This is a genomic window from Candidatus Stygibacter australis (assembly GCA_030765845.1).
GTDB classification, from domain to species: domain Bacteria; phylum Cloacimonadota; class Cloacimonadia; order Cloacimonadales; family TCS61; genus Stygibacter; species Stygibacter australis.
The window spans coordinates 1-23,343 of record JAVCDJ010000129.1 but is presented as its reverse complement, the minus strand read 5'-3'; the positions used below and the strand labels follow the sequence as shown (position 1 = coordinate 23,343).

General features: G+C 39.8%; 5 protein-coding genes. 4 read left to right on the top strand and 1 reads right to left on the bottom strand.

The annotated features are described in order from the left end of the window. Positions 1-129: 129 nt before the first annotated feature. On the bottom strand, positions 130-1,323 hold the full coding sequence (locus RAO94_06565) for an IS256 family transposase (protein MDP8321995.1): 1,194 nt from the start codon (positions 1,321-1,323) through the stop codon (positions 130-132). Between the two features lie 731 nt (positions 1,324-2,054). Between RAO94_06565 and RAO94_06560 the strand changes: the two genes are divergently transcribed. From RAO94_06560 to RAO94_06545, 4 genes are all read left to right on the top strand, one after another. Continuing rightward, positions 2,055-4,163 carry a tetratricopeptide repeat protein gene (locus tag RAO94_06560; GenBank protein MDP8321994.1) on the top strand — a complete coding sequence of 703 codons (2,109 nt, stop codon included), beginning with the start codon at positions 2,055-2,057 and terminating at the stop codon, positions 4,161-4,163. Between the two features lie 4 nt (positions 4,164-4,167). Then, a complete protein-coding gene (locus RAO94_06555) occupies positions 4,168-5,535 on the top strand; it encodes a sigma-54 dependent transcriptional regulator (GenBank protein ID MDP8321993.1) in 1,368 nt (455 codons plus the stop codon). 278 nt (positions 5,536-5,813) lie between these two features. Then, positions 5,814-6,188 (top strand): response regulator, encoded by a 375-nt coding sequence (locus RAO94_06550; protein MDP8321992.1) that lies wholly within the window; start codon positions 5,814-5,816, stop codon positions 6,186-6,188. Next, the gene (locus tag RAO94_06545; protein ID MDP8321991.1) at positions 6,185-23,140 is read left to right on the top strand and encodes a tandem-95 repeat protein; all 16,956 of its coding nucleotides are present in this window, start codon (positions 6,185-6,187) and stop codon (positions 23,138-23,140) included. The genes RAO94_06550 and RAO94_06545 overlap by 4 nt, the downstream gene beginning before the upstream one ends. The last annotated feature ends 203 nt before the right edge of the window (positions 23,141-23,343 follow it).

The following is a 23,343-nucleotide window of genomic DNA, read 5'->3' as shown; positions in this document are numbered from 1 at the left end:
AGTCAAGTCCCAAATGTTGGTGTAAATGTATTTGTTTATTTTGTTCTATTATAGCGGAATTTTGCCAGTTCAGAAATGAAGGCAAAAACATACAAGATTCCACTGAAAAACTTACGATTATTAGCTTTTTCACTTAAATATTCCGTTTATGATTTTCTTTTCTTTTTTATTCATATAATTACCTCTCTTTCTCCAACTCTCTGTCACATCCATCAATATTGATCCACCTAATAGGGCTATACTGCTATCTGTGGGGAATATTGGTATTGTCTTAAAACGTCTTTCTAACTCTTCATTAAGGCGCTCTATTGGATTTGTACTTTTGATTTTACTCCAATGAGATTCAGGAAACTGTAGAAAGTTTATTAAATCCAATTTTGCATATTCAATTTCATCAACCAGGTTGTTATAACCTTCTTTTTCAAGTGTTGAGCATAGCCGATTGAAAGCATCGTTGAAACCTTCAAGGCTTATACAATTATTTATTTCCTTTAAGCGCAGAGTAATTATGGGCTTATCTTTGATTTTAATCTGATCAAGGACATTCCTGATCCAGTGAACTATACAGCGCTGTTGAAGTTGGCCAGAATACATCTTATCTAAGGCTTTTGTTAATCCTTTATGTTCATCTCTGATCCATAATTTACAATGTTTGAGACCACGGCGTTGAAGACCTTTAAGATATATTCTCCAATTGGATTCGTTTTCCTTATTTGCCAGAAAATACCCAAGACTTTCAATTTCTCCCTTCGCTGTTAATCCAAGTCCATGTAATACTACTACTGATTGTTTTTGGTGGTTATGGCGCTTTTTGGTAAATTTACCATCAAGCCAGATGTACTCATATTCAGTTGATAGCTGCCGATTATTCCATTTCTCAATCTCTTCTAATAACTTTGCAGTATGACGACTAATTGTACTCCTGGAAAGACCTTCAGATAATAACTCTTTATAAAGATATTTCATATTGCGAGTTGATACTCCGTGAATATAAGCCTCCTGAATTACACCGATTACGGCATCTACGATCCGCTCATAGCGATTTAAGATACTGGGGAAAAAACTACCCCTGCGGCATTTGGGTATTTTTAGATTAAGCTCTCCAAACCCCGTTATTAAGTTCTTTTTCCTATGACCATTTCGATAGTTTTCTCTCAATTTAGATCGTTGATATCGAATGGCACCTAATTCAACTGAGAATTGAGTTTCGATGATGTTCTGGATCATTTCCTCAAGGGCAACACGGAAATCAAAGTCTTCAAGGTTTTGTGCCAATCTCAGCTTGACAAAATCACGGACTGTAATATTAACAGCAGCGTTCATAGGGGACTCCTTTTTGGTTTTTAGAGATTCTAATAAAGGAGTCTCTTTTTTTGTGGCAACAAATAAATATAAACATCTTTTTCTCCTTCTAAATTTACACCAACTTTTGGGACGTTACCTTGTTACCAGTATGCTGCCAGTATGCTTCTTAAATGCATACAGTGGTGTTTTTGAGGCAATCCAGATAATTTTCTGGAGCAATTTTGCCTGTGCGGCAGAGACATGAAATTTACTTAAAAAAAGGAAGGTTGTTCCTGCCTATACACGATCAGACATCTTAATGGGAGTAGAGAGACAATCATTTTTAAGGGACTGATTGTTTATAAATTATTCTGGAGAGTTGAGAATAAAATTCAGATGAAAAACGGGTGGATGCCAGTTATATTCTTTTCAGGCATCCCCCTGTTTTTTATATATTCGGGGCATGTTTCTAATAGATAAGTGATTAGATAAGTGAGACTTGCAGCGCTAACTGTACTCTGGAAGTGCGGCGAGAATTACGTGCAGTTATCAGTTGCAATCTATGTAATTATCCGCAGCAGTTTTTTCGTCGGGGATGGTTTGATAGCAGTCGTCATCTGCGCCGCACCTGTGAGTACACCAGCGCTGCACATGCACTTATTCGCAGAAAATATTTTAATTCCTGGAGGATGCGTGATATTCTTTTGAGTTGACAGTAAATTGCCAAAACATTTTAAATGAATTACATTCATTTAATAAAAGGTGTATTTATGAGAGGGGTTAAGTTAATTTTTGTATTTGTGGTCATAATAGTCTTTTTTCAGTTAACAGCAGCTGCAGGTGAAGAGCTTGCGGGAATGTTGATGAAGCTTGAAGAGCAGTCTGGTTCTGATCCAGCAATGGCTTTGGAAACCGGGGAAAAAGCGCTGGCAATAGCCAGAGAAGAGAAAGACACAGCCTCTGAATCGAAAATATTCCGGTTAATCGCAGACAGCTATTATTACCTGAATGATTTGAAATCGGCATTGAACTGGTATGAACAGGCAGCGGATCTGGTGAAGGAACTGGAAGGGGATTCATCACCTGCTTATGGAATGCGGCTGGGAGATGTTGCTTACTGTCAGGATTTATTGATGCAATATGAACAGGCAGAAATCACCTATCAGTCAGCATTGAAAATTGCCAAAAAGCTGGATGATAAACCGGAAGAAATCACCATACTAAATAATCTGGGGATAAATTATTATAAACAGGCACGTTATGATAAGGCAATGGAATATTTACAAGACGCACTTCAGGCGGAAGAAACTTATGGTAATGAGGAAGATATATCAACTGTGTTAAACAGCATTGGCATGGTTTATGAAGCCTGGAATGAGGAAGAGAAAGCTATTGGGTACTATCAGCGAGCATTGGCAATTGACCGGAAATATGGTGATCTTTCCAAAATTGCTGTAAGGTTGAATAATCTGGGATATATTTATCGTGATATGGAAGATTATGATCAGGCACTTGCTTATTTACTGGAAGCACTGGAAATTGAGCGTGAGATAGGAAATCCGCATCGGATAATGAACAGGATCAGTAATATAACTTCCTTATACATAGCGCTGGAGCAGTATGATCTTACCCGAGCCTATCTGGAGGAAACAGCAGAATATCTTCAGCAGTATAATAATATTCAGATAAAAGCAACTTATTATGAGAATTATGGTAATTATTATTTTAACAGAAAAGAGTACGGCAAGGCGGTAGAATATCATTTACAGGCATTAGAGCTGGCAGAGGACAACAATCTGGAGTCATTACGATTTTCTTCTTATTCAGATCTGGCTGCGGTTTACAGCGAAAAAGGTGATTTTGAGTCTGCACTATATTATAGAAACAGTTTTATGGGAATGCAGGACAGTTTGTTCACTGAGGAGAAACATAAACAGATAGCAGAGCTGGAAATGAAGTATGAGACGGAGAAAAAGGAAAATGAGATAGAGTTTTTAAAGAAGAATGCGGAATTGCAGGAATTGCAGCTCAAAGCCCATAAGCGGTCACGCAATCTATTATTTCTCGTATTGATATTAGTGATATTGCTGGTGATCGTGATATCAATATCTCTGCGCCGTAAAGCAGAAGTACGTAGAATAAGGCAGGCACAGAAAGCGATGGAACAATCAAGGCTGGCTATCCTGGGTGAACTGGCAGCAGGAATAGTGCATGAGATCAATCAGCCTTTACAGAGTATATCATTTACATTGGAAAATTTGGGAGAAGCATTAAAAGAGGGTTATGCAGATCAGGAGTATATAGAGAAAAAATCTGGATTTATGAATGATGATATTGAGCGTATGCGCCGGATAACTGATCATATTCGCACTTTCTCACACAATCAGTCAGAGGAAAAACAGGAACTGATAGACCTTAATGAAAGCATTCATAATGCATTGCGTATGACCACTGCCCGTTTCAGTAAACATCAGATAAAGATAACAGTGGAACTAACTGATAATTTGCCCAGACTTCAGGGTAATCTTTATAGTTTTGAGCAGGTGATATTGATCTTACTATCCAATGCGCGAGATGCAGTGGAAGAGATGAATCAAAGAGGAATAAAGGGCTATCAAAAGAAAATCTGCGTAAGGTCTGAAGTGCGTGAGGATGGCGTAGTGGTGCAGGTAGCGGATAATGGTGGCGGGATAGCAGAAAATATACAGGGCAGTGTGATGAAACCATTTTATACCACCAAAGAAGCTGGTAAAGGAACAGGACTTGGTTTAGCCATAGCACGGGGAATTATTAATGAAATGCAGGGCAGTATTAATATAAATTCTGCAGTTGGCAAAGGTACAATAATAAATCTTAACTTTGCTAAAACGGGAGATTAAATATATGGATTTGCGAGTAGTGATTTTAGATGATGATAAACGCATCACGATGGAGCTGCAGGAATATTTGCAAAGACAGGGATATTGGGTGGAAACAGCAAATTCATTGGAACAGGGATTAGCACTGATCAGGAAAGAGAAGCCAGATATATTGTTTTTAGACGTGATGCTGGGTGATGCCAATGGACTGGAACTTCTGGAGAAACTGAAAAGTGAAATTGCAGAGCTGGAAGTGATCATGATAACGGGTCATGGAGATATGGACACCGTGATAGAAGCGATGCGACTGGGTGCAATAGACTTTCTTAAAAAGCCGTTTCGGCAGATGGATGCTAAGATAGCTATCAGCAGGACTAGAAAATTTATCAGGATTCAGCAGAAGCTGCAGGAATATGAAGAGCGTAATTCTTTGATATCGATGGAACTGGAAAATTCACTGGAGCGGGAATTCATTGGCGGGAGCAGGCAAATCAAAGAAGTTCTGGAAAACGCCATAAATGTTGCAGGATATGATGTAAACGTGCTGATAACAGGTGAAAGTGGTACCGGGAAAGAGATCGTTAGCCGCATAATCCATTATTCCAGTAACAGAAAGGGAGGGAGTTTCTTTCCTATAAACTGTTCAGCAGTACCAGAGACATTGATGGAGAGCATATTTTTTGGACATAAGAAGGGCTCATTTACTGGTGCGATAGATGATAGAAAAGGGGTTTTTGAGCTAGCAAGAGGGGGAACATTGTTTCTGGATGAGATTGCAGATATGCCGGTGGAGATGCAGAGCAAACTTTTGCGAGTGATAGAAGAGAAGAAATTTAGAAGAATAGGGACTGAGCATGATATTGATTCTGATGTGCGGATAGTGGCAGCTACTAATCATGATCTGGGCAGGAGTATTGAGGAAGGTAGTTTCAGGCTTGATCTTTATCATCGTTTAAATACCATAGTCATAGATATTCCCCCGCTGCGAGAAAGGCGGGAAGATATAAAACCTTTACTGGAGCATTTCATTAATAAATTCTGTGGTCAAAATGGCAGAGTAGTTCCCGAAATCAGCAAAGAAGCTCTGCAATTACTTAAAAGTTATGATTTTCCGGGTAATGTGCGGGAATTGAAAAACCTGACTGAAAGGGCATTGATACTCAGTAAAGATAAAGTTTTGGGTGCGAAGAGCTTTCCGGTTTGCAATAATGGTAATAAAGACAATTGCGTAGAAAATGAGACCTGGAATCTGGAAGATAAAGAGCGTGAAATGATACTGAGTGCTCTGCAAAAGACGGATGGCAATCAGACAAAAGCCGCAGAGATATTGGGAGTATCAAGACATACCTTGATCAGGCGACTGGAGAAATATCAAAAAGTGAACGGTGAATAGTGAAGAGTGAAGAGAGGAAGAAGGGGAAAGTGAGAAGGGTGTTAGTCGTTAGTCGTGGATTGTAGCAAGATGGGACATTGTAGCAGATTGCTACAAAAAATTTGCTACAACTGGGGGAATATTGAGGAAGAGGAAAATAATACAGAGGACACTTAATTTAAAGATAACTTGAATAATTAAATATAGATACTGATTTTATAGTAAATTTTGGAAGAGAAATATCACCATGTGGAACTCGGACTGCTTATAGTAAAAGTAATGAAACCGAGGTATATGATATGAAAAGCATACTTGTCTTAGATGATGACAGCAGGATTTGTGATGAACTGGCAGAATATCTTTTGCACAGGAATTACGATGTATTTACAGCAGGGAAACCATCACTTGCACGCGAGATGCTTACGGAAAAGGATATAGGTTTAGTGTTTCTGGATATCAATTTGCCGGAAATGAATGGGATCAGCTTCTTAAAAGAAATCAAGCAGAAATATCCCCTAACTAAGGTAGTGATGATTTCGAGTAATGTTAGTGACAGGATAAAAAAAGATGCATTGGAGAGAGGCGCAGAGAGCTTCTTTTCCAAACCAATCCATTTCTATCAAATTCAAGAAGAAATAAATAGAATAAATAAAACAAACTGGAGGGAGTTATGAAAAACTCTATGATTTTTTTGGTTTTACTTTTTGTGGTATCGGCATTGTTTTCTAATAATGATATAGTGCCAGCGAATGTAATTGAAGACATAGCAATGAGGAATGCCGAAGCTCTTTGGGGGGAAGTAACCAAAGGTGACGTGATTCCGTATTATTACAGTGATGAAGAAATTGTGGCTTATCGATACAATTTCTTTAAAGGGGATAAATTTCCTGATGAACCTGATATCTCAGCGAATGAGGGATTTTGCTCGATGCTTTTGAGTGCACGCAGAGATATGCCAGTGATACTGCAACACTCTGAATCTCTTTCCCATGAGTATTTACTTGGTGATAAATTACGGTCTTTGGCAGAAGAAGAGATAGGAAAAGGTTATACTCTGGAAAAAACATACTATCTGACAACTGCTAATGTGTGGTATTGTGTGAGTAACAATGGAGAAAGAAAATATATTAGAGTATTACCTCCAGCAAAAGTAGTAGAAGAAGGGGATTTTATTGAGTTTGCAGAAAGTATTGATTTTTTTTGTGATAGAGAAGATTATAGTGCTGAATGGTCAGCATTTGAGAGTGGTGAGCGGGAATTAACCAGAAGTCAGGTATGTCTTGTAAATCATGAATACATGCCATTTTATCCCTGGCATTATGGCTGTGGACCTACGGCAGCAGCAATGCTTCTTGGCTGGTATGATTATAACTCCATTAATACTGTGCAAAATTACTCTAAACTTGTGGATTGGGTTTTTGCAGAAGTCGATGGAGCATCTATTGATTATCACGTGCCAAACACATCATGGGAACTGAAAGAAGATATGGAAACAGACGATATTGGAGGAACATTTTGTAGAAACATGGTGTCAGGGACATTGGCAGTAACAAATGATCGGAATAATTATGAATTTACCGGGTCAAGATATCAAGATCATGAGCCGAACTGGTATTTTGATCGTGTACGTGACTATGTGCAAGATGGATTTCCTATGATGCTTTGGATCAATGAGAATCATTTCGTCACAGCTATGGGATACAATGAAACCGATAATACAGTAGGTGTACATGACCCCAATTCTTCGGTTATTGAGTGGTATGATGAATCGATAATTGGAGAAGCTTATACAATAATTCCCGGAGGAGGGTATGGCAATGCCATAAATCTTTCATATCCCCATGGAGATTTGCGTTATTATCAGTCTGGAGCAGGAGATTCAGGAGAGGTATATGCCGGTACTGATATATGCGAAATCAGTTGGCAGGGTGATACACCAGCAGGTCAAAATCAAACAGTAAGCATTCTTTATGCAACAGACAGTGAAGTTAATACTGCGAATTATATTGTGAATAATATCCCTGATATTGGTCATCACATCTGGACAGTGCCAAATTATATAGATTCGGAGAAATGCAGGATCTGGGTTCGGCTCTATGATCAGAACGGGACATTGATAGGAGCTGATGGCAGTTATGGAGATTTTACCATTATTCCAGGTGGCAGTTTAGGGGAACTTCCTGAAGACCTGGGGATACTCACGGAGACTGACCCGGATTTCTTCATGCTTGATCATCCAACCAATAACTGGGGCATAGCAGGAGTACGGTCAAACGACATATATGATAACTGGGGAATCAGGCTATATAGTGATACCTCTTTCTCGCAGGAGACTGTGTGCTCAGAGGATTATTTTAGAAACGTAAATTTCATAGCCATTGATGGAAATCACACAGCATCTTATGACATGGGAGTGAGAGTGGGGCATTATGATGATGAAACAACTTCCAGTAATGCACGAGTAGAGAAAGAGGGCGGTGCCGGAGAGAATCTGGTTAGCGGATTAAATCCGGTGGAAAGCTGGCAATCAACGGACGTTGTTCAAATCTGGGATACATATTTGAATCCGGGAGTATATTCCATCTCGCTTGATATTCTCTCGGGATCTGCTGATTTGAACATAGGATTTTTTTCATCACAAAACAGTGACTATTTTCAGTCAATAGGAGACATGGTCACCTGGGGTGCCAGTAATGGAGCAGGAGAAGATGAATCAATTTCAGTAACAATTACGGATACTGATTATTATGGGGTATGTGTATGGTCAGAGAATGATAATTCCTGCACTTACCGGATAAATATAGAAGGACCAGGAGTATGGAGTGGAGCAGTTAGCACATACTGGTATGAGGAAGGAAACTGGGTAAACGGAATTGTACCTGATGAGGATACTGATGTTTTGATCCCTGAAGGTGCAGCAAATTATCCAGTGATAGGTTATTTTGATACCAACCAATGCAGAAACCTGACTGTTGCTGAAGGTGCAAGTTTAACGATTGGAAACCGATCTTTAGCAGTATATGGGTCAGCAAATATACATGGTGAAGTTCATTTAGCAAGTGATGGTCCTCAGGCAAGATTACAATTATTCGGAAATGTTCACTGGTATGGGACATCCCATCTCTACGATACTGCCGGGGGGCAAATAAACATACAAGGTAGCTGGTATGCTGATGCGGGTGCAGAGGTTACTTTAAATTACAGTGAGGTTATGTTTCTGGGATCAGAAGATGCATTGATTCGAATAAATGCAGAGAATCATGTGTTTTATGAGCTGATTATCTATAAACAGAATGACCATGAAGTTGTATTCAGCTCCGAATCTGATCAAGAGCTGGAAGTAATATTTCATTTTTATGTATATCCAGGTGCTGAATTTAGAGTACTTACCGAAGCTGCTGTCATGGTGCATGGCACTTTTTCAGTCAATGAAAACGCAAAAGTCACCTTTGAAGAAGGCACGCTGAATTTTGTCGATGCAAGTGCCTTTACCCCTGGAATAACCAGTATATATAAGGATATTAACATAGTTAGTGGTGCAGATATGGGTATGTACGGTGATATCGAATTAGAGTCACTGGTTATTGACGGTTCATTAAGTGCAGAAGATATTGAGATAATTGTTTCTGGGGACTGGATCAGAGAATCCGGTACATTTGCAGGTACTAATACTACAGTAATTTTTAACGGTGAAAATAACAATCAGTATGTGAATGAGACAAATTTCAATACGGTTATACTTGATAAAGACTTTGGTGGAGAACTGATTGTATCCAATAACAACGAATTTGTCTGTCAAAGCTTGGAATTTGATTTAGGAACAGTGAGGGTAAATGGAGGAAGTTTTATTGCAGAAGACCTGGCAGATCCTCGTGTGCTGGGTAATTATATACTCGAAAGCGGAACGATAGATTTGCATCAGGGAACCACCAGTTTTGAATATGTGGATCTGGATGCGAATATCTGGATATATGAAGGAGAATTCAATATTCATGGAGGTTATCCCTGGCCCAGTGAATGGGCAACTTCCAGAAATATAACCGTTTACATGGAAGATGGAGTGCTTGATTTCAAGGATAATGGAATATTGATCTCAGAAACGGGTCATGAGCTTAATGATATCATCACTGGCGGAATTATCAGAACCAGTGGAGATTTTAAAGTGGAGAATGACAGTTTCAGTCCCACCGGTGGTCAGATTGAGCTATATGGCGGAGGAACGGCTTATTGTTACAATAATTCCGGGAGCAGCTTTCGCAATGTGCGTGTAAATAAAGGATCAGGCACACGTGAAGAGGAAGAAAGAGACCGTTTAAACAGAGTGATATTTAATTATGATACTACAATTGATGGTGACCTGGTGGTGGAACACGGGTTTATCCAGATCAATGATATCACTTTGTCAATTGGTGATGATCTTTTATTTTATGGTGGCTTAAATATGGATAGTGAAGATGATATAATAAATGTGGCAGATGACGTTACCTGGTTTAATGGTTCAGGGGCTTATGTAACTGATGGAGAATTTCATGTGGGTGGCAATTGGACGTTTTATAATGGGATAGATTGCGAGTTTGAACCTTGTAATGTGGTATATTTTGATGGAGGTATTCCCGCGTATATTTATTCATATTCTACTGAAGCCTGCTTTGGAGATGTAAAGATAGACAAAACTAACTGTCAAGTTTCAATACATGACTATAATAATAACACAGTTCAAATTTCAGGAGATCTGGAAGTGTTATCAGATAACACTTTTGATGTATATGGAAACGAATTGACAGTGGATGGGATGATAGACTTGTATACCGATTCAGCTCTTACAATTGATACTGGAGGAGAACTAAATGTAAGCAATCTGGTTATGCAGGGAAATCTGTATATGTATGCGGGAACAGTTACCGTAATCGATAATTTTCATCAGTATTCCTCTGGTCATATAGCGATATGGGAAGGTGATTTGATATTAGATATGCCCTATGAAGGCAGCCATGAATCTATTAACGGGTATTTAGTTATATACGAGGGAAATATGCAGGTGACCAATAATGGAATTCAGTTTGGGGAAGATGCTGATTTCACACAGAGTCATGGAACAATGAAAATTGGCTGGGGATTTCGAGCACTATATACGGAAACTGTTGAACTGAATGGAGGCAGTATAGAATTCATAGGTAGTATGAATTCCCAGATCAATTTAGCTGATGATGTTTCTTTTAATGACGTTATTATCAATAAATCAGGGACTACCGGGAATTGCACTATGCAGTCAGAACTGCAGATCAATGGTGATCTAACGTTAAATGATGGACGATTGACAACAGGAGATTTTGATCTTGATGTGGTTGGTTCAGTTTATATAGGAGAAGAAGGAAGACTTACCGCAGGAAACAATGATATCCAGGTAGGAGGAGACTGGACAAATGAACATGGTATTGATGGATTTGATGAATCCACGAGTACTGTCAGGTTTTTAGGAGATATCCCCGCAGTTATCAATAGCGATGAGACCTTTTATGATCTGGAAGTTTTTAAGCAGACCGGGCAGAATTATTACTTGGAGCTTGCCGAAGGGAAATCTGTGCATGCTTTAAGAGATTTACTAATCTATGATGGTACATTTATGCTGCATACTGATTGTTTGCTGGATGTTGACAGAGACATTACCATTGGTGGTGTTGGAGGACTTAATTGTTACTTTCTGGATGAGAATATTACAATCCACGTGGGTGATAATTTTCTCGATTTAAACGTTGAGGTAAACATTATGGACGGTTTTATTGCGGGGCAGTCACTTGTGGTCTTTGATGGTGTAGCTAATCAGACTGTGCAAACATACAAGGAAGATTTTGATTTTAATGACGTCATTATAAATTGTTCTGGAGAATATGTGTCAATTAATGATAACATCAATGTTTTGGGTGACCTACAAGTAATGGATGGGGAATGGCATAATGGCGGAGGTGAGCTCACCCATTATTTTCATGGAGATGTGATTTTATGTGAAGATGGCTGGTGGGATTATGAGACTACTGTGGTATTTTATGGACCGAATGAGGCTGCTTATGATGATTTCGGTGGCGGAGTTACTTTCAATAATGTGATTATAGATAAAAATCCTGAGGGAGATAGAAATATCAGCAGAGATAACAATGCTTTAACTCTGGCATCAGATCTTATTTTGCTTCAGGGAGGAGATTTAACGATTGAAAGTGGAACTTTGATCTGTGAAGGTAATGAAATTAACTGCACAGGAGATGTGACTATCAATGATGGAACACTTTATCTGGAAAGCGATTCCGAACTACGGGTGGGTAATGAATGTGCCCTGGATGTAAATGCCGGAGGTTCGCTTATATGCATGGGAACTGAGGAATATCCCGTGGAAATCACCAGTTATGATGCAGGAAATTATCATGAGTTAAATATCAACACAGATGGCACAATTGCTGCTGAATATACTACTTTCAAATACATGTCAGCAGATGGAGTATATGTGACTATTGACGGTATTGTTGAAGAGGATCATGCTTTCAATCATTGTATTTTCAGAGATGGAATTGAGAATGGCTCTCTTTTCAAAATCCGCAATGATCAGGAACTTACTTGTTATGATGCAGCATTTCCTGAAAATACCTGGGGAAGCTCCTACAACGTACACCGAAACATGAATGCTGGCAACCTGGAATTTATCAATGCCAGTGGGGCTTTTTCTGGAGAAAGTTATGATTATGACCCTTATAATCGTGTTGACTGGATTATCATGACTCCTCCTGAGATAACTGTTTATGCTGATGATCCCATGGATTATGGTGAGATTATTGTTGGAGAAATGGGTTCAATTGGTATTGATATTGAAAATACGGGAACAATGGATCTGACAGGAACGATAACAACTCCCGAAGGATATACTGTATCATTTTGGGCAAGAGATGGGGAAGAAATATTAAACCGAAATGCTCTTGCTTTCACCGTGGAAGGTGAAGGCCTTCATTCTTATCGGGTAGATTTTGAGCCGACGGAATTGATGACTTATGCCGGAGAGATAGTGATTGAGCATAATGCAGACAGCGATACTGAGATTGTGAATGTCACCGGTATCGGGATACCAATTCCACCGCCAGCCTGCGAAATCTGGAATGAGGAATTTGCCTTTGGAGATGTGGTCATCAATGAAAGCAGAACAGATTGGTTTAATATTTATAATTCCGGAGGATCAACTTTGGAAGGTTCTATTGCTGTGCCGGAAGGATATACCATTGATGAAGAAGTCTGGCGAAGTATAGATAACCCTGAAGAAGAACACCATCGTGAAACGATGAACACCCGCAATGTAATCGACCTGGAAATTGAACCTGGCTATATGGTAAATTTTACACTCGTATTTGAACCTGTAGAATTACAGGAATATAATGGTGTTTTAGCAATTAGTCACAATGCTCCTGGTGGTGAAACATTGATTGATATCACTGGAAGAGGTGTGGAAGCCATATTGAGTTTTGATCCTTATGTTTTAAGGAGCGTATTGACACCAGGAGAAACGGAAACCCAGGTTTTGACGCTGGGAAATGAAGGAAATCTGGACATTAATTACCTGGCTTATGTTGGGTATGAGAATGTTAACAATATTATAATAAATGAGGGATTTGAAGGTGATTTTCCGCCAACTGGCTGGAGTACAGTAACAAGCGGATGGGAGAACTGGTATCAGAGTGATTATGATGCTTTTAATGGAGATTACTGTGCGGAAGTATCTTCAATGGAAGAAGACGTCAGGATCACTACATCCTGGTTTACTGCAACTGAAGACTGTCTGCTGAGATACTGGAATAAAGGTAATGAAAATTACTGGGAAGAATGGATGACAGGTTCATTTCAGGTGGAAGTGACTACAAATGGCAGTGACTGGACAGTTTTATCAAGTATTTCCCAGGAATTTCTGCCTTATGATTGGGAAGCAAGAGGAATAGCATTAGGTGCTTATGCCGGGCAAAATATCAAAGTGTCATTTCATGTTTTGGACAATTCTATGGGAAGAGGAGCTAAGCTTGATGATGTGGTAATAACAGGTGAGGCAAATCCAACATATCAATGGATATCTTTAAATAATGCCAGTAATGTAACAGGTATCATACCTGCTGGAAATCCTGCAGAAGAAATTCAGGTTACCTTCAATTCGGCGGGACTTGTAGATAGTGATTATTATGCTGATGTATATCTTTTAAGCAATGATACTTCTGACCCAATGATGAATATTTCAGTGGCTTTCAATGTGGGAGTATATGATATGACGGTTACTCCTGGCAGTCTGGATTTCGGTGAAATAGAAGCAGGGACGACTTTTACACAGCAATTTACTCTTTTGAACAGTGGAACTCTGGAGCTGGATGGAGTGATAACTATGCCATTGGGTTACTCAGTGGAAGAGCCAATGCCTGGGATGAGAAATGATGTACTGGAATATCATCTTTTCCAGGGTAACAGTTTCACCTATAATGCTATATTTGCTCCTGAGACTCATGGGAATTTTGATGGGGATATTAGCATCAGCAACGTCTGGAATGATGCAGTGGAACTTTTGCCAGTAACAGGTACAGGTCTGGCACCGGAAATGGAGTATTCTGGAGATATGCTGTTTATTGAGCAGCAACCGGGAAATACTACTACCAGTACTTTGACACTTTCAAATAATGGTAATGATGATCTGGAATATTCAGCAAGTGTTGATTATATGCGAGATAATCGGGATGTATTAGTTTCTGAAGGTTTTGAAAATGAATTTCCGCCTATGGATTGGTACACTGAAGACCTGGCAATGATGGGTGATTGGTGGCAGGACATGATGTATCCTCACAGTGGCACTTATGCTGCTGTTGCTGATCCTTATATGATGGAGGATGCCAGACTGGTTAGCCCAATGTTTACTGCTACTGCTGATTGCCAGTTATCATATTTCATCAGAACATATAATCAACCTGATGCAGGAGGCAACTTTGGCATAGAAGTCTCGACCGATGGCATGACCTGGACATTTCTGGATGAATTTGATCTGAGTACTCTTACTATGACGTATCAGCAGCGCACTCTTTCGCTGGCTGATTATGCAGGTTCCAATATTCAAGTTGCCTTCCGGCTTTATGACAATATTGATTATTTTTGTGCCGGTGCACTTGTTGATGATGTTGAGATTACCGGAAGTCCAGTGGCTCTTGATGAATGGCTTACGCTGAATGGTGAAGAGAGTGTTTCCGGAATTATTGAGCCCGGAAATAGTGAAGATATTTTGGTTGGATTTGATGCTGAAGATTTGCCGGAAGGCTGGTATATGGCAGAAATCGTGATTGATAGTAATGACCCCATGATGCCGCAGCAATGGATAATGGTAGAAATGAATGTGGGATATCCTCATATCAGCGTCTATCCCGATTCTCTTGATTTCTGGGATACTGTTATTGGAGAAGAAACCTGGCAAAGCTTCAGTATTGAAAACATGGGTTCGCTGACTTTGACTGGTGATATTAACATACCTGAGGGATTTACAGTTCTATTAGATACTCTGAACATTTTTAGAGAAGGTGAAGACAGCAGAGCAACTCGTACAACTTATCCCATTGAGATTGATCCCTGGATGAACCAGAATTACTATGTGATCTTTGCTCCTGAAGCAGTACAAAGCTATGGTGGTGAACTTGTTATCACCCATAATGCTCCAGAAGATGAAATTCATATTCCCTTAGCAGGACAGGGATGTAGTGCACCTGAGGTAAGTACTGCGGAAATCACAGAAATAACTGAATACTCAGCGCTTGGTGGTGGAGTAGTTATTCATGATGGAAATAATACTGTAGATACTCGCGGGATATGCTGGAATGAAGCCGGAAATCCGACAATAGATATGGACATGTTTACCGAAGATGGTGAAGGATTGGGAGAATTTGTCAGTGAGATGCAAACTTTAATGCCTGGTACTACATACTATGTAAGGGCTTATGCCACTAATTTCTATGGCTGCGGGTATGGAGAGGAAGTAAGCTTTGTTACCATTGGTGCTATAATGAATATCTCGGTTGAAAACCTGCCTGATTTTGGCAATGTGGGAATGGGATCCTTTTCGGTAGAGGCATCATACACTGTTTCTGGCACCAATATGTCTGATGATATTATGATCATTGCACCCATGGGTTTCCAGGTGGCAATCGAGGATAGCCGTATTCTGGTATATTCTGATATGCTTAATATTGAGCAGATGAATGGTGAAGTTCCTGAAACTACGGTTTATGTGCGCTTCTGCCCTGATATGATAGCTGAATATGATGACTACATTATGCACTTTACCATGAATTCTCAGGAAAAGTTTGTTCAGGTAACGGGTAATGGTGTAATTCCGCCAACTTTGAATCTTTCTGTAACGGAACTCCCTGATTTTGGAGTTATCCAGACAGGTATGGCGTCTGCTTCTGCAATGTATTCAGTTTCGGGTATTGACCTGCTTGGAGACGTGGTTATCACGGCACCTGCTGGCTTTGAAATATCTCTTACTCCCGAAAGAGGATTGCAGACTCGCGCCGGGAGAAGCAGAAACAGAACATTTAGCAATGAATTGATCCTTGTGCCCGAAAATGGTATGTTAGAAGATATGATCTATGTACATTTCCTGCCTCAAGAGCCTGGGGTATATATGAATTACATTGTCCATGAACCGGCATTTGGTGAACCTGAATTTCTATTTGTGAGTGGAACCGGGATCTGCTTTCCTGAGGTGGAAACAGCTTTTGTTACTGGTATAGATTATATTTCAGCAAATGGTGGTGGAGAAGTAATTTCAGATGGAAATCTGGACGTGACTGCCAGGGGAATTTGCTGGAGCACAGACTCTGAACCGGACCTGGAAGACCAGATTACAGTCGATGGTGAAGGCGTTGGCTCATTCACAAGTTTCATGGGAAATCTTACTGAAGGAACCAGCTACTATGTTCGCGCTTATGCTACTAACTCCCTGGGAACTGCCTATGGCAATCAGACGATATTCACTACACTTTCACCACCTGAAATTGAATTGCCGGAAAGCTTTAGTTTTGCAGAAGATGAAGAACTGGAAATTGACTTCGAGATGTATCTTAATGATGATGATTATGACCAGTTGTATCTCACTGTGAGTGGAGGAGTAAACATAAGTGTTGATATTGAAGGATTTATGGTTACTTTTACCGCTTCAGAAAACTGGAATGGCAGCGAAATACTTACATTTATTGTTAGCGATAATGTTACCAGAGCAATAGCTGTGGATGATGTGGAAATTATCGTAACTTCTGTCAATGATGCTCCGGCAGCAGATGCAGGTGGACCTTACAGTGGTGAAGCAGATGCCGGGGGTACATGTGAGATAATGCTCAATGGAACCGGATCTTATGATATTGATGGTGATATCGCAACTTGGCAATGGATCTGGAGTGGTAATGAAGCTACCGGCTCTGAACCTTTGGCAGTATTCCCCATCGGAAACACAGAAGTTGTACTGACAGTTACAGACAATGAAGGGCTTTCAGATACAGATACAACCCAGGTTATAGTAACTGGTTATGAAAACATTCCTCCTGTAGCTGTGATGGATTCCTATTATCTGATGGAAGATGAAAGTGTTTCCGGCAATGTATTGGATAATGATTATGACATTGATGAATATCCCTTGCCCTTGACGGCAGAATTACTTACAGGTATAGAACATGGTAATCTGGAATTATTGCTTGATGGCAACTTCAGTTATCAGCCTGATGCAAACTGGAATGGCTGGGAAGCATTCAGCTACCGCATTTTTGATGGTGCTGCATATAGTGAGTCTGTAAATGTTGATCTGTTTGTAAGCCCTGTTAATGATGTTCCTGTGATTGATTTACCGGAGAGTTTTACAATTTTGGAAGATGGCTTCCTGGAAGTGGATTTCAGCTTGTACATTGATGATGTGGACGGAGATGTAATTCTTCTCACATTCCCAGAACCTGATAATTTCTCAGCCATTCAGGAAGGTTTATTTATCTACTTTGAACCCGATGAAAACTGGCATGGTTCAGAAACTATCACTTTCACTGTAAATGACGGACAAAGCCGAGTAACAGCTTCTGATGAAATGACTATTATTGTGACTTCTGTGAATGATGATCCCATAGCAGATGCTGGAGGTCCTTATGAAGGTATTATGTATATTCCTGACACTTGTGAAATAACTCTTGATGGTTCAGGCTCCTATGATCCTGATGATGATATTGTTCAGTGGCTCTGGAGCTGGGAAAGCAATGAAGTTAGTGGAGAAATTGTTACAGGTGATTTCTACCTGGGTTCCACTGAAGTAATGCTGACGGTTACAGATAGTGAAGGTGCCAGTCATTATGATCTGGCAGAAGTATTTATCACTGAATACCAGAATATTGCCCCTGTAGCAATTGCAGATGAATATTACCCCTGGGAAGATAGTGAGGTTACTGATAACGTGATGATCAATGATTATGACATTGATGAGCTGCCTTTGCCATTGATCGCAGAACTGGTTGATACTGTATCTCATGGAACATTGGAATTTATGGAAAATGGTGAATTTACTTATCAGCCTGATCCTGATTATGATGAATGGGACACCTTTAGTTACCGGATTTTTGATGGTGTAGATTATAGCGAAACTGTTAATGCAGATTTCTTTATTAGTTCGGTAAATGATGCTCCGACAATTGATCTGCCCGAAAGTTTAACAATCCTGGAAGATGGATTTCTTGAAATAGACTTCAGCCAGTATATAGAAGATGTTGATAGCGATGTCATCCTTTTCACTTTCTCAGTTCCAGTGAATATGGATATTTTGGAAAATGATCTCCTGATGTATTTTGAACCTGATGAAAACTGGCATGGCTCTGAAGTAATTACTTTCACGGTTGATGATCAGCAGGGACGAATGACAGCTTCTGATGAAGTGGAGATCATAGTAACCTCAGTTAATGATCTGCCGATTGCTGATGCCGGTGATGAATATAGCGGTCAGGCAGATATTACTGGATTCTGTGAGATAATGCTCAATGGAAGTGGATCTTATGATATTGATGGCGAGATAGTTTCCTGGGAATGGAACTGGGATGGTGGAAATGCTGAAGGTGAAGAAGTTTTAGCAGAATTTCCGGTTGGAACAACGGAAGTAACACTCACAGTCACTGATAATGAAACTGGTATTGATACAGATATTGCCCAGGTGATTATCAGCAGTTATGATAACATGGCACCAGTAGCCATTGCAGATGAATATACACTCAATGAGGATGCGGAGTTATCAGATAATGTAATGACTAATGATTTTGATCCTGATGAAAGTCCACTGGCTTTGATCGCAGAGCTGGTATCTGACGTTAGCAATGGTACATTAGATTTTGCTGATAACGGTGATTTCACTTATCTACCGGATCTTAACTGGAATGGCACAGATGCTTTCGATTATAGAGTTTATGATGGAGAAGCTTACAGTGAAACAGTTATAGTGACTTTGATCGTTAATCCAGTAAATGATCTACCGATTGTAGATGCTGGAGAAGAATACTCAGGTCAGGCAGATGTAACTGGATTCTGCCAGATAATGCTCAATGGAGAAGCATCTTATGATATTGATGGTGTGATCATATCCTGGGATTGGAGCTGGAATGGTGGTTCAGGATCAGGAGAGATGCTACAGGCAACATTCCCAACCGGAGAAACTATTGTAGAACTCACTGTAACCGATAACGAAGGCGGAATTGGAATGGATACTACCATCGTGAACATTACAGAATATGAAAATATACCACCGGTGGCATTTCCGAAATTTTTCGAAGGTGATGAAGATACAACAATAATGGATTCTGTGCTGGCGTATGGTTATGATTATGATCCTGATGAATATCCTGAGGCATTAACTGCAGAGTTAGTCACCAATGTAACTCATGGTATTCTGGAATTTAACGATGATGGGACCTTCAGTTACGTTCCCGAAGAGAACTGGAATGGTGATGATATGTTCACTTATCGTGCCTATGACGGCATGTCGTTTAGTGAAGAGACTGGAATATTCTTGACGGTTATCCCTGTTAATGATTCACCCGTAATGTTACAGCAACCTGACGATTTATATCTGCTTGAAGATTTTGAACCTTATATGCTCAACCTGGAAGTGTACTATGAAGATATTGAGGGAGACGAATTATTTTTCTATTTAGACTATAATGAGGAAGCAATTAACATCGTTGAGCAGAGAAGCGGCGTGTTTGAGATTGTGTCTGTGCAGAACTGGTATGGAGAGAGCTATATTTTGATCGAAGTAACTGACGGCGACTATTGGCTGATGACATATATTATGGTTTATGTTGAATCAGTGAATGATGCCCCCACAATTGAATTGCCGGAGAGTTTCACTTTTACAGAAGACGGCATGTTGGAAGTTGATTTTGTAAACTATGTGAACGATGTGGACGCAGCGGACATAGAGGATTTAGTGCTTTCAGTATCAGAAGAAGCAAACCTAATCGTTGAAATAAATGGTTTAAATGTTACTTTTACAGCCGACGCGAACTGGTTTGGCAATGAGACACTCACCTTTACTATTGATGATCAGCAGAGTAGAGCAACAGCTTCTGATGATGTGGAAATCATTGTTACCCCAGTAAATGATCTACCTATAGCGGATGCAGGGGAAGGATATTCCGGTCAGGCAGATGTATCTGGATTCTGTGAAATCATTCTCAATGGAAGCGGATCTTATGATATTGATGGTGAGATCGTAAGCTGGCAATGGACGTGGGAAGGTGGTAATACCACAGGTGAAGAAGTTTTAGCAGAATTTCCTGCAGGAACAACGGAAGTAACACTCACAGTCACTGATAATGAAGCAGGTGTTGCTACGGATATTGCCCAGATTATCGTCAGCGGTTATGATAACCTGGCACCAGTAGCAGTGTCAGATGAATATGCACTCAATGAAGATGCTGGTCTTTCAGATAATGTAATGACTAATGATTATGACCCTGATGAAAGTCCACTGGCTTTGATCCCAGAACTGGTATCTGACGTCAGCAATGGCGCATTAGATTTTGCTGATAACGGTGATTTCACTTATCTGCCGGATCTTAACTGGAATGGCACAGATGCTTTCTCATATAGAGTTTATGATGGAGAAGATTACAGCGATACAGTTATTGTGACATTGATAGTTAACCCTGTCAATGATGCGCCTGAGATAACAGCCTATATTCCGGTAGATCTAGGTCTTTTTGTTACAATAGAATCCTCTGCCTCGACTGCAAATGTAGCTTTTGCATTAACAGTAGAAGATGTTGATAATGAAACTTTGACTTATAACTGGTATATTAATGATGATCTGGAAAGCAGTTCATCACTAAATGCATTTGACTATGATTTTGGTGTGGGCAATTATATTGTAACCGGAGAAGTTACCGATTCCGAATTTTTTGACACTGTAACCTGGAATATATTCGTTTACAGTTCTATGGGTGATCTGGAAGATGCTGAAATCGCAGTTAATAACTTAATCTTAGATCCGGAGGATCCGGAACCTGCGATAGTCTCAACATCTCCACTGGTATTAGCCTGGAATGTCACAAGCTATAATTTTGCTTTGAGTTTTGACAATAATGTAATAGCTTATGACGGTCATTCCGTGGTAGGTACATTATCAGAAAATGCAACAATTTTGATTACTGATAATGGAGATAACATAGACGTGGAAGCTACATCAGTCTCAGTCCTGGAAGGTGGCGGGGCATTGATAGAATTCTATTTTTCTCCAATTGCCACAGGTTTCAGTAACCTTGAGATTACGGATTTCAATTATAATGAAACTTATATTATGAATATCACAAATGGCAGCGTCACAGTAGGTAATTATCCGCCAGAATTAATCCTGCCTCTTTATGATTATAACAAACTGGAGGATTTTGTTGATTTTGAGATTGATTTAAGTGACCATTTTACCGACCAGAATGATGATGTACTGGACTACTCTGCAGAATATGAAAGCGGAGAAATAGGTGTCAGTATTAATGGAGAAATATTAACAATTTCTTCAGTATCAAATTGGTTTGGTATCGCAGAATTTACCATAATTGCAACCGATAGTCAAGGGGCATTTTGCTTCGATACGGCTGTAGTTAACATATCTCCGGTTAATGATGCACCAACTATTGAGCTGCCGGATAGCTTTACCTTTGTTGAAGATGGTTCACTGGAAGTAGATTTTGCGAACTATGTGAACGATGTGGACAATGTGGACTTAATGCTTATGGTAACTGGTGAAGAGCATATTAATGTAGACATTTCTGATCTTATAGTAACATTTACTTCTGAAGCTGGATGGAGTGGCTCAGAAGTCCTCATTTTCACGATTGATGATAATCAAGCCAGATCAACGGATTTTGATGATGTAGAGATCATTGTCACTCCTGGAACAGGAATTACGTTGAGCAAAGATTTGATCCCTGGCTGGAACTGGTTATCTCTTAATATCGCAGGTGATGACATGTCAGTCAATAACGTTTTGAGTACTCTGGGTAATAATGCTGCTTCCATCAAGAGTCAAACCCAAAGTGCGATTTATTATGACGGCATGGGCTGGTTTGGCTCGCTAACAGAGATCAATAATTTCACTTTCTATAAACTGAATGCTCTTAATAATGTCACCTGGGAATATACAGGGTTACCTGTTGACCCACAGTCAATGATCTATAGTCTGACCACGGGCTGGAACTGGATTTCCTATGCTCCTCAAACTCCGGAAGATATCAATTTTGCACTTGCAGCCTTGGATAATGCCGGTATTAGTATCAAAAGTCAAACCCAAAGCTCAATATATTATGAAGGTATGGGCTGGTTTGGAAGTCTCACTCAATTGCAGCCATTAGGTGGCTACATGCTGAATGCCAATACGGGTATTGAGTTCAGCTATCCTCAACCGGTTGCCCGTCATGATAATTTCACCCTCAATCAGGATGAAAGCTCCAGAGACTTTGATCTGTATTCCTATGAATTCAATGGCACAATGGTGTTATCCTCAGATGATCCACTACCCGAGAATTCCAGCATTGCAGCTTTCGTTGATGGTGAAAAACGCAGTATTTGCAAGTTACTTGATTATTCCTCTATCTTTGGCAAATGCTATTATTCTCTTATGCTCTATAGTAACTATTTCTATGAAGATGACTTTGAGTTATATTATCAGGAATCAGAAAACAACCAATTGCAGCCAATCGATTACAGGTTCAGCTTTCAGGCAGATATGACCTGCGGTGATTATTTATCACCAGTTATGATCAATCTTCCCTTAGGAAATAGTGATCCTCTGCCTGCCAGTAATCTGCTTACTGTCTATCCCAATCCTTTCAATCCGGAAACCAATATTCACTTTGAATTAGCAGAGCCAGGCACTGCCTTAATAGAAATCTATAATGTGAAAGGTCAGAAACTGGAAACTCTACTTAATTGTGAACTTCCTGCTGGAAAACACTCACTCATCTGGAATCCTCAAAATCAGAGCAGCGGTATTTATCTCCTCAATTTCAAAACATCAGATACGATGCTGATCAGAAAACTAATATTGCTGAAATAAAGAAAACTTCAACTTGCTATATACTGATAAAGGTGGCTGCCTGCAGCCACCTTTATTAGTTTAAAAGAATTTAGCTAGTAGAGTAGAGACAGGCTTCAATTATTCTATCCACCTGTCCCCCTCGTCAAACCGTGCATGCGGTTTTCCCGCACACGGCTTACCGACAAAGTTCACTCCAAGCATTCACAGTTTCATCAGTCGAA

Bases quoted from the DNA above. Each gene is read 5' to 3' on its own strand.
- RAO94_06565 (MDP8321995.1), bottom strand. From the start codon at position 1,323: ATGAACGCTGCTGTTAATATTACAGTCCGTGATTTTGTCAAGCTGAGA.
- RAO94_06560 (MDP8321994.1), top strand. From the start codon at position 2,055: ATGAGAGGGGTTAAGTTAATTTTTGTATTTGTGGTCATAATAGTCTTT.
- RAO94_06555 (MDP8321993.1), top strand. From the start codon at position 4,168: ATGGATTTGCGAGTAGTGATTTTAGATGATGATAAACGCATCACGATG.
- RAO94_06550 (MDP8321992.1), top strand. From the start codon at position 5,814: ATGAAAAGCATACTTGTCTTAGATGATGACAGCAGGATTTGTGATGAA.
- RAO94_06545 (MDP8321991.1), top strand. From the start codon at position 6,185: ATGAAAAACTCTATGATTTTTTTGGTTTTACTTTTTGTGGTATCGGCA.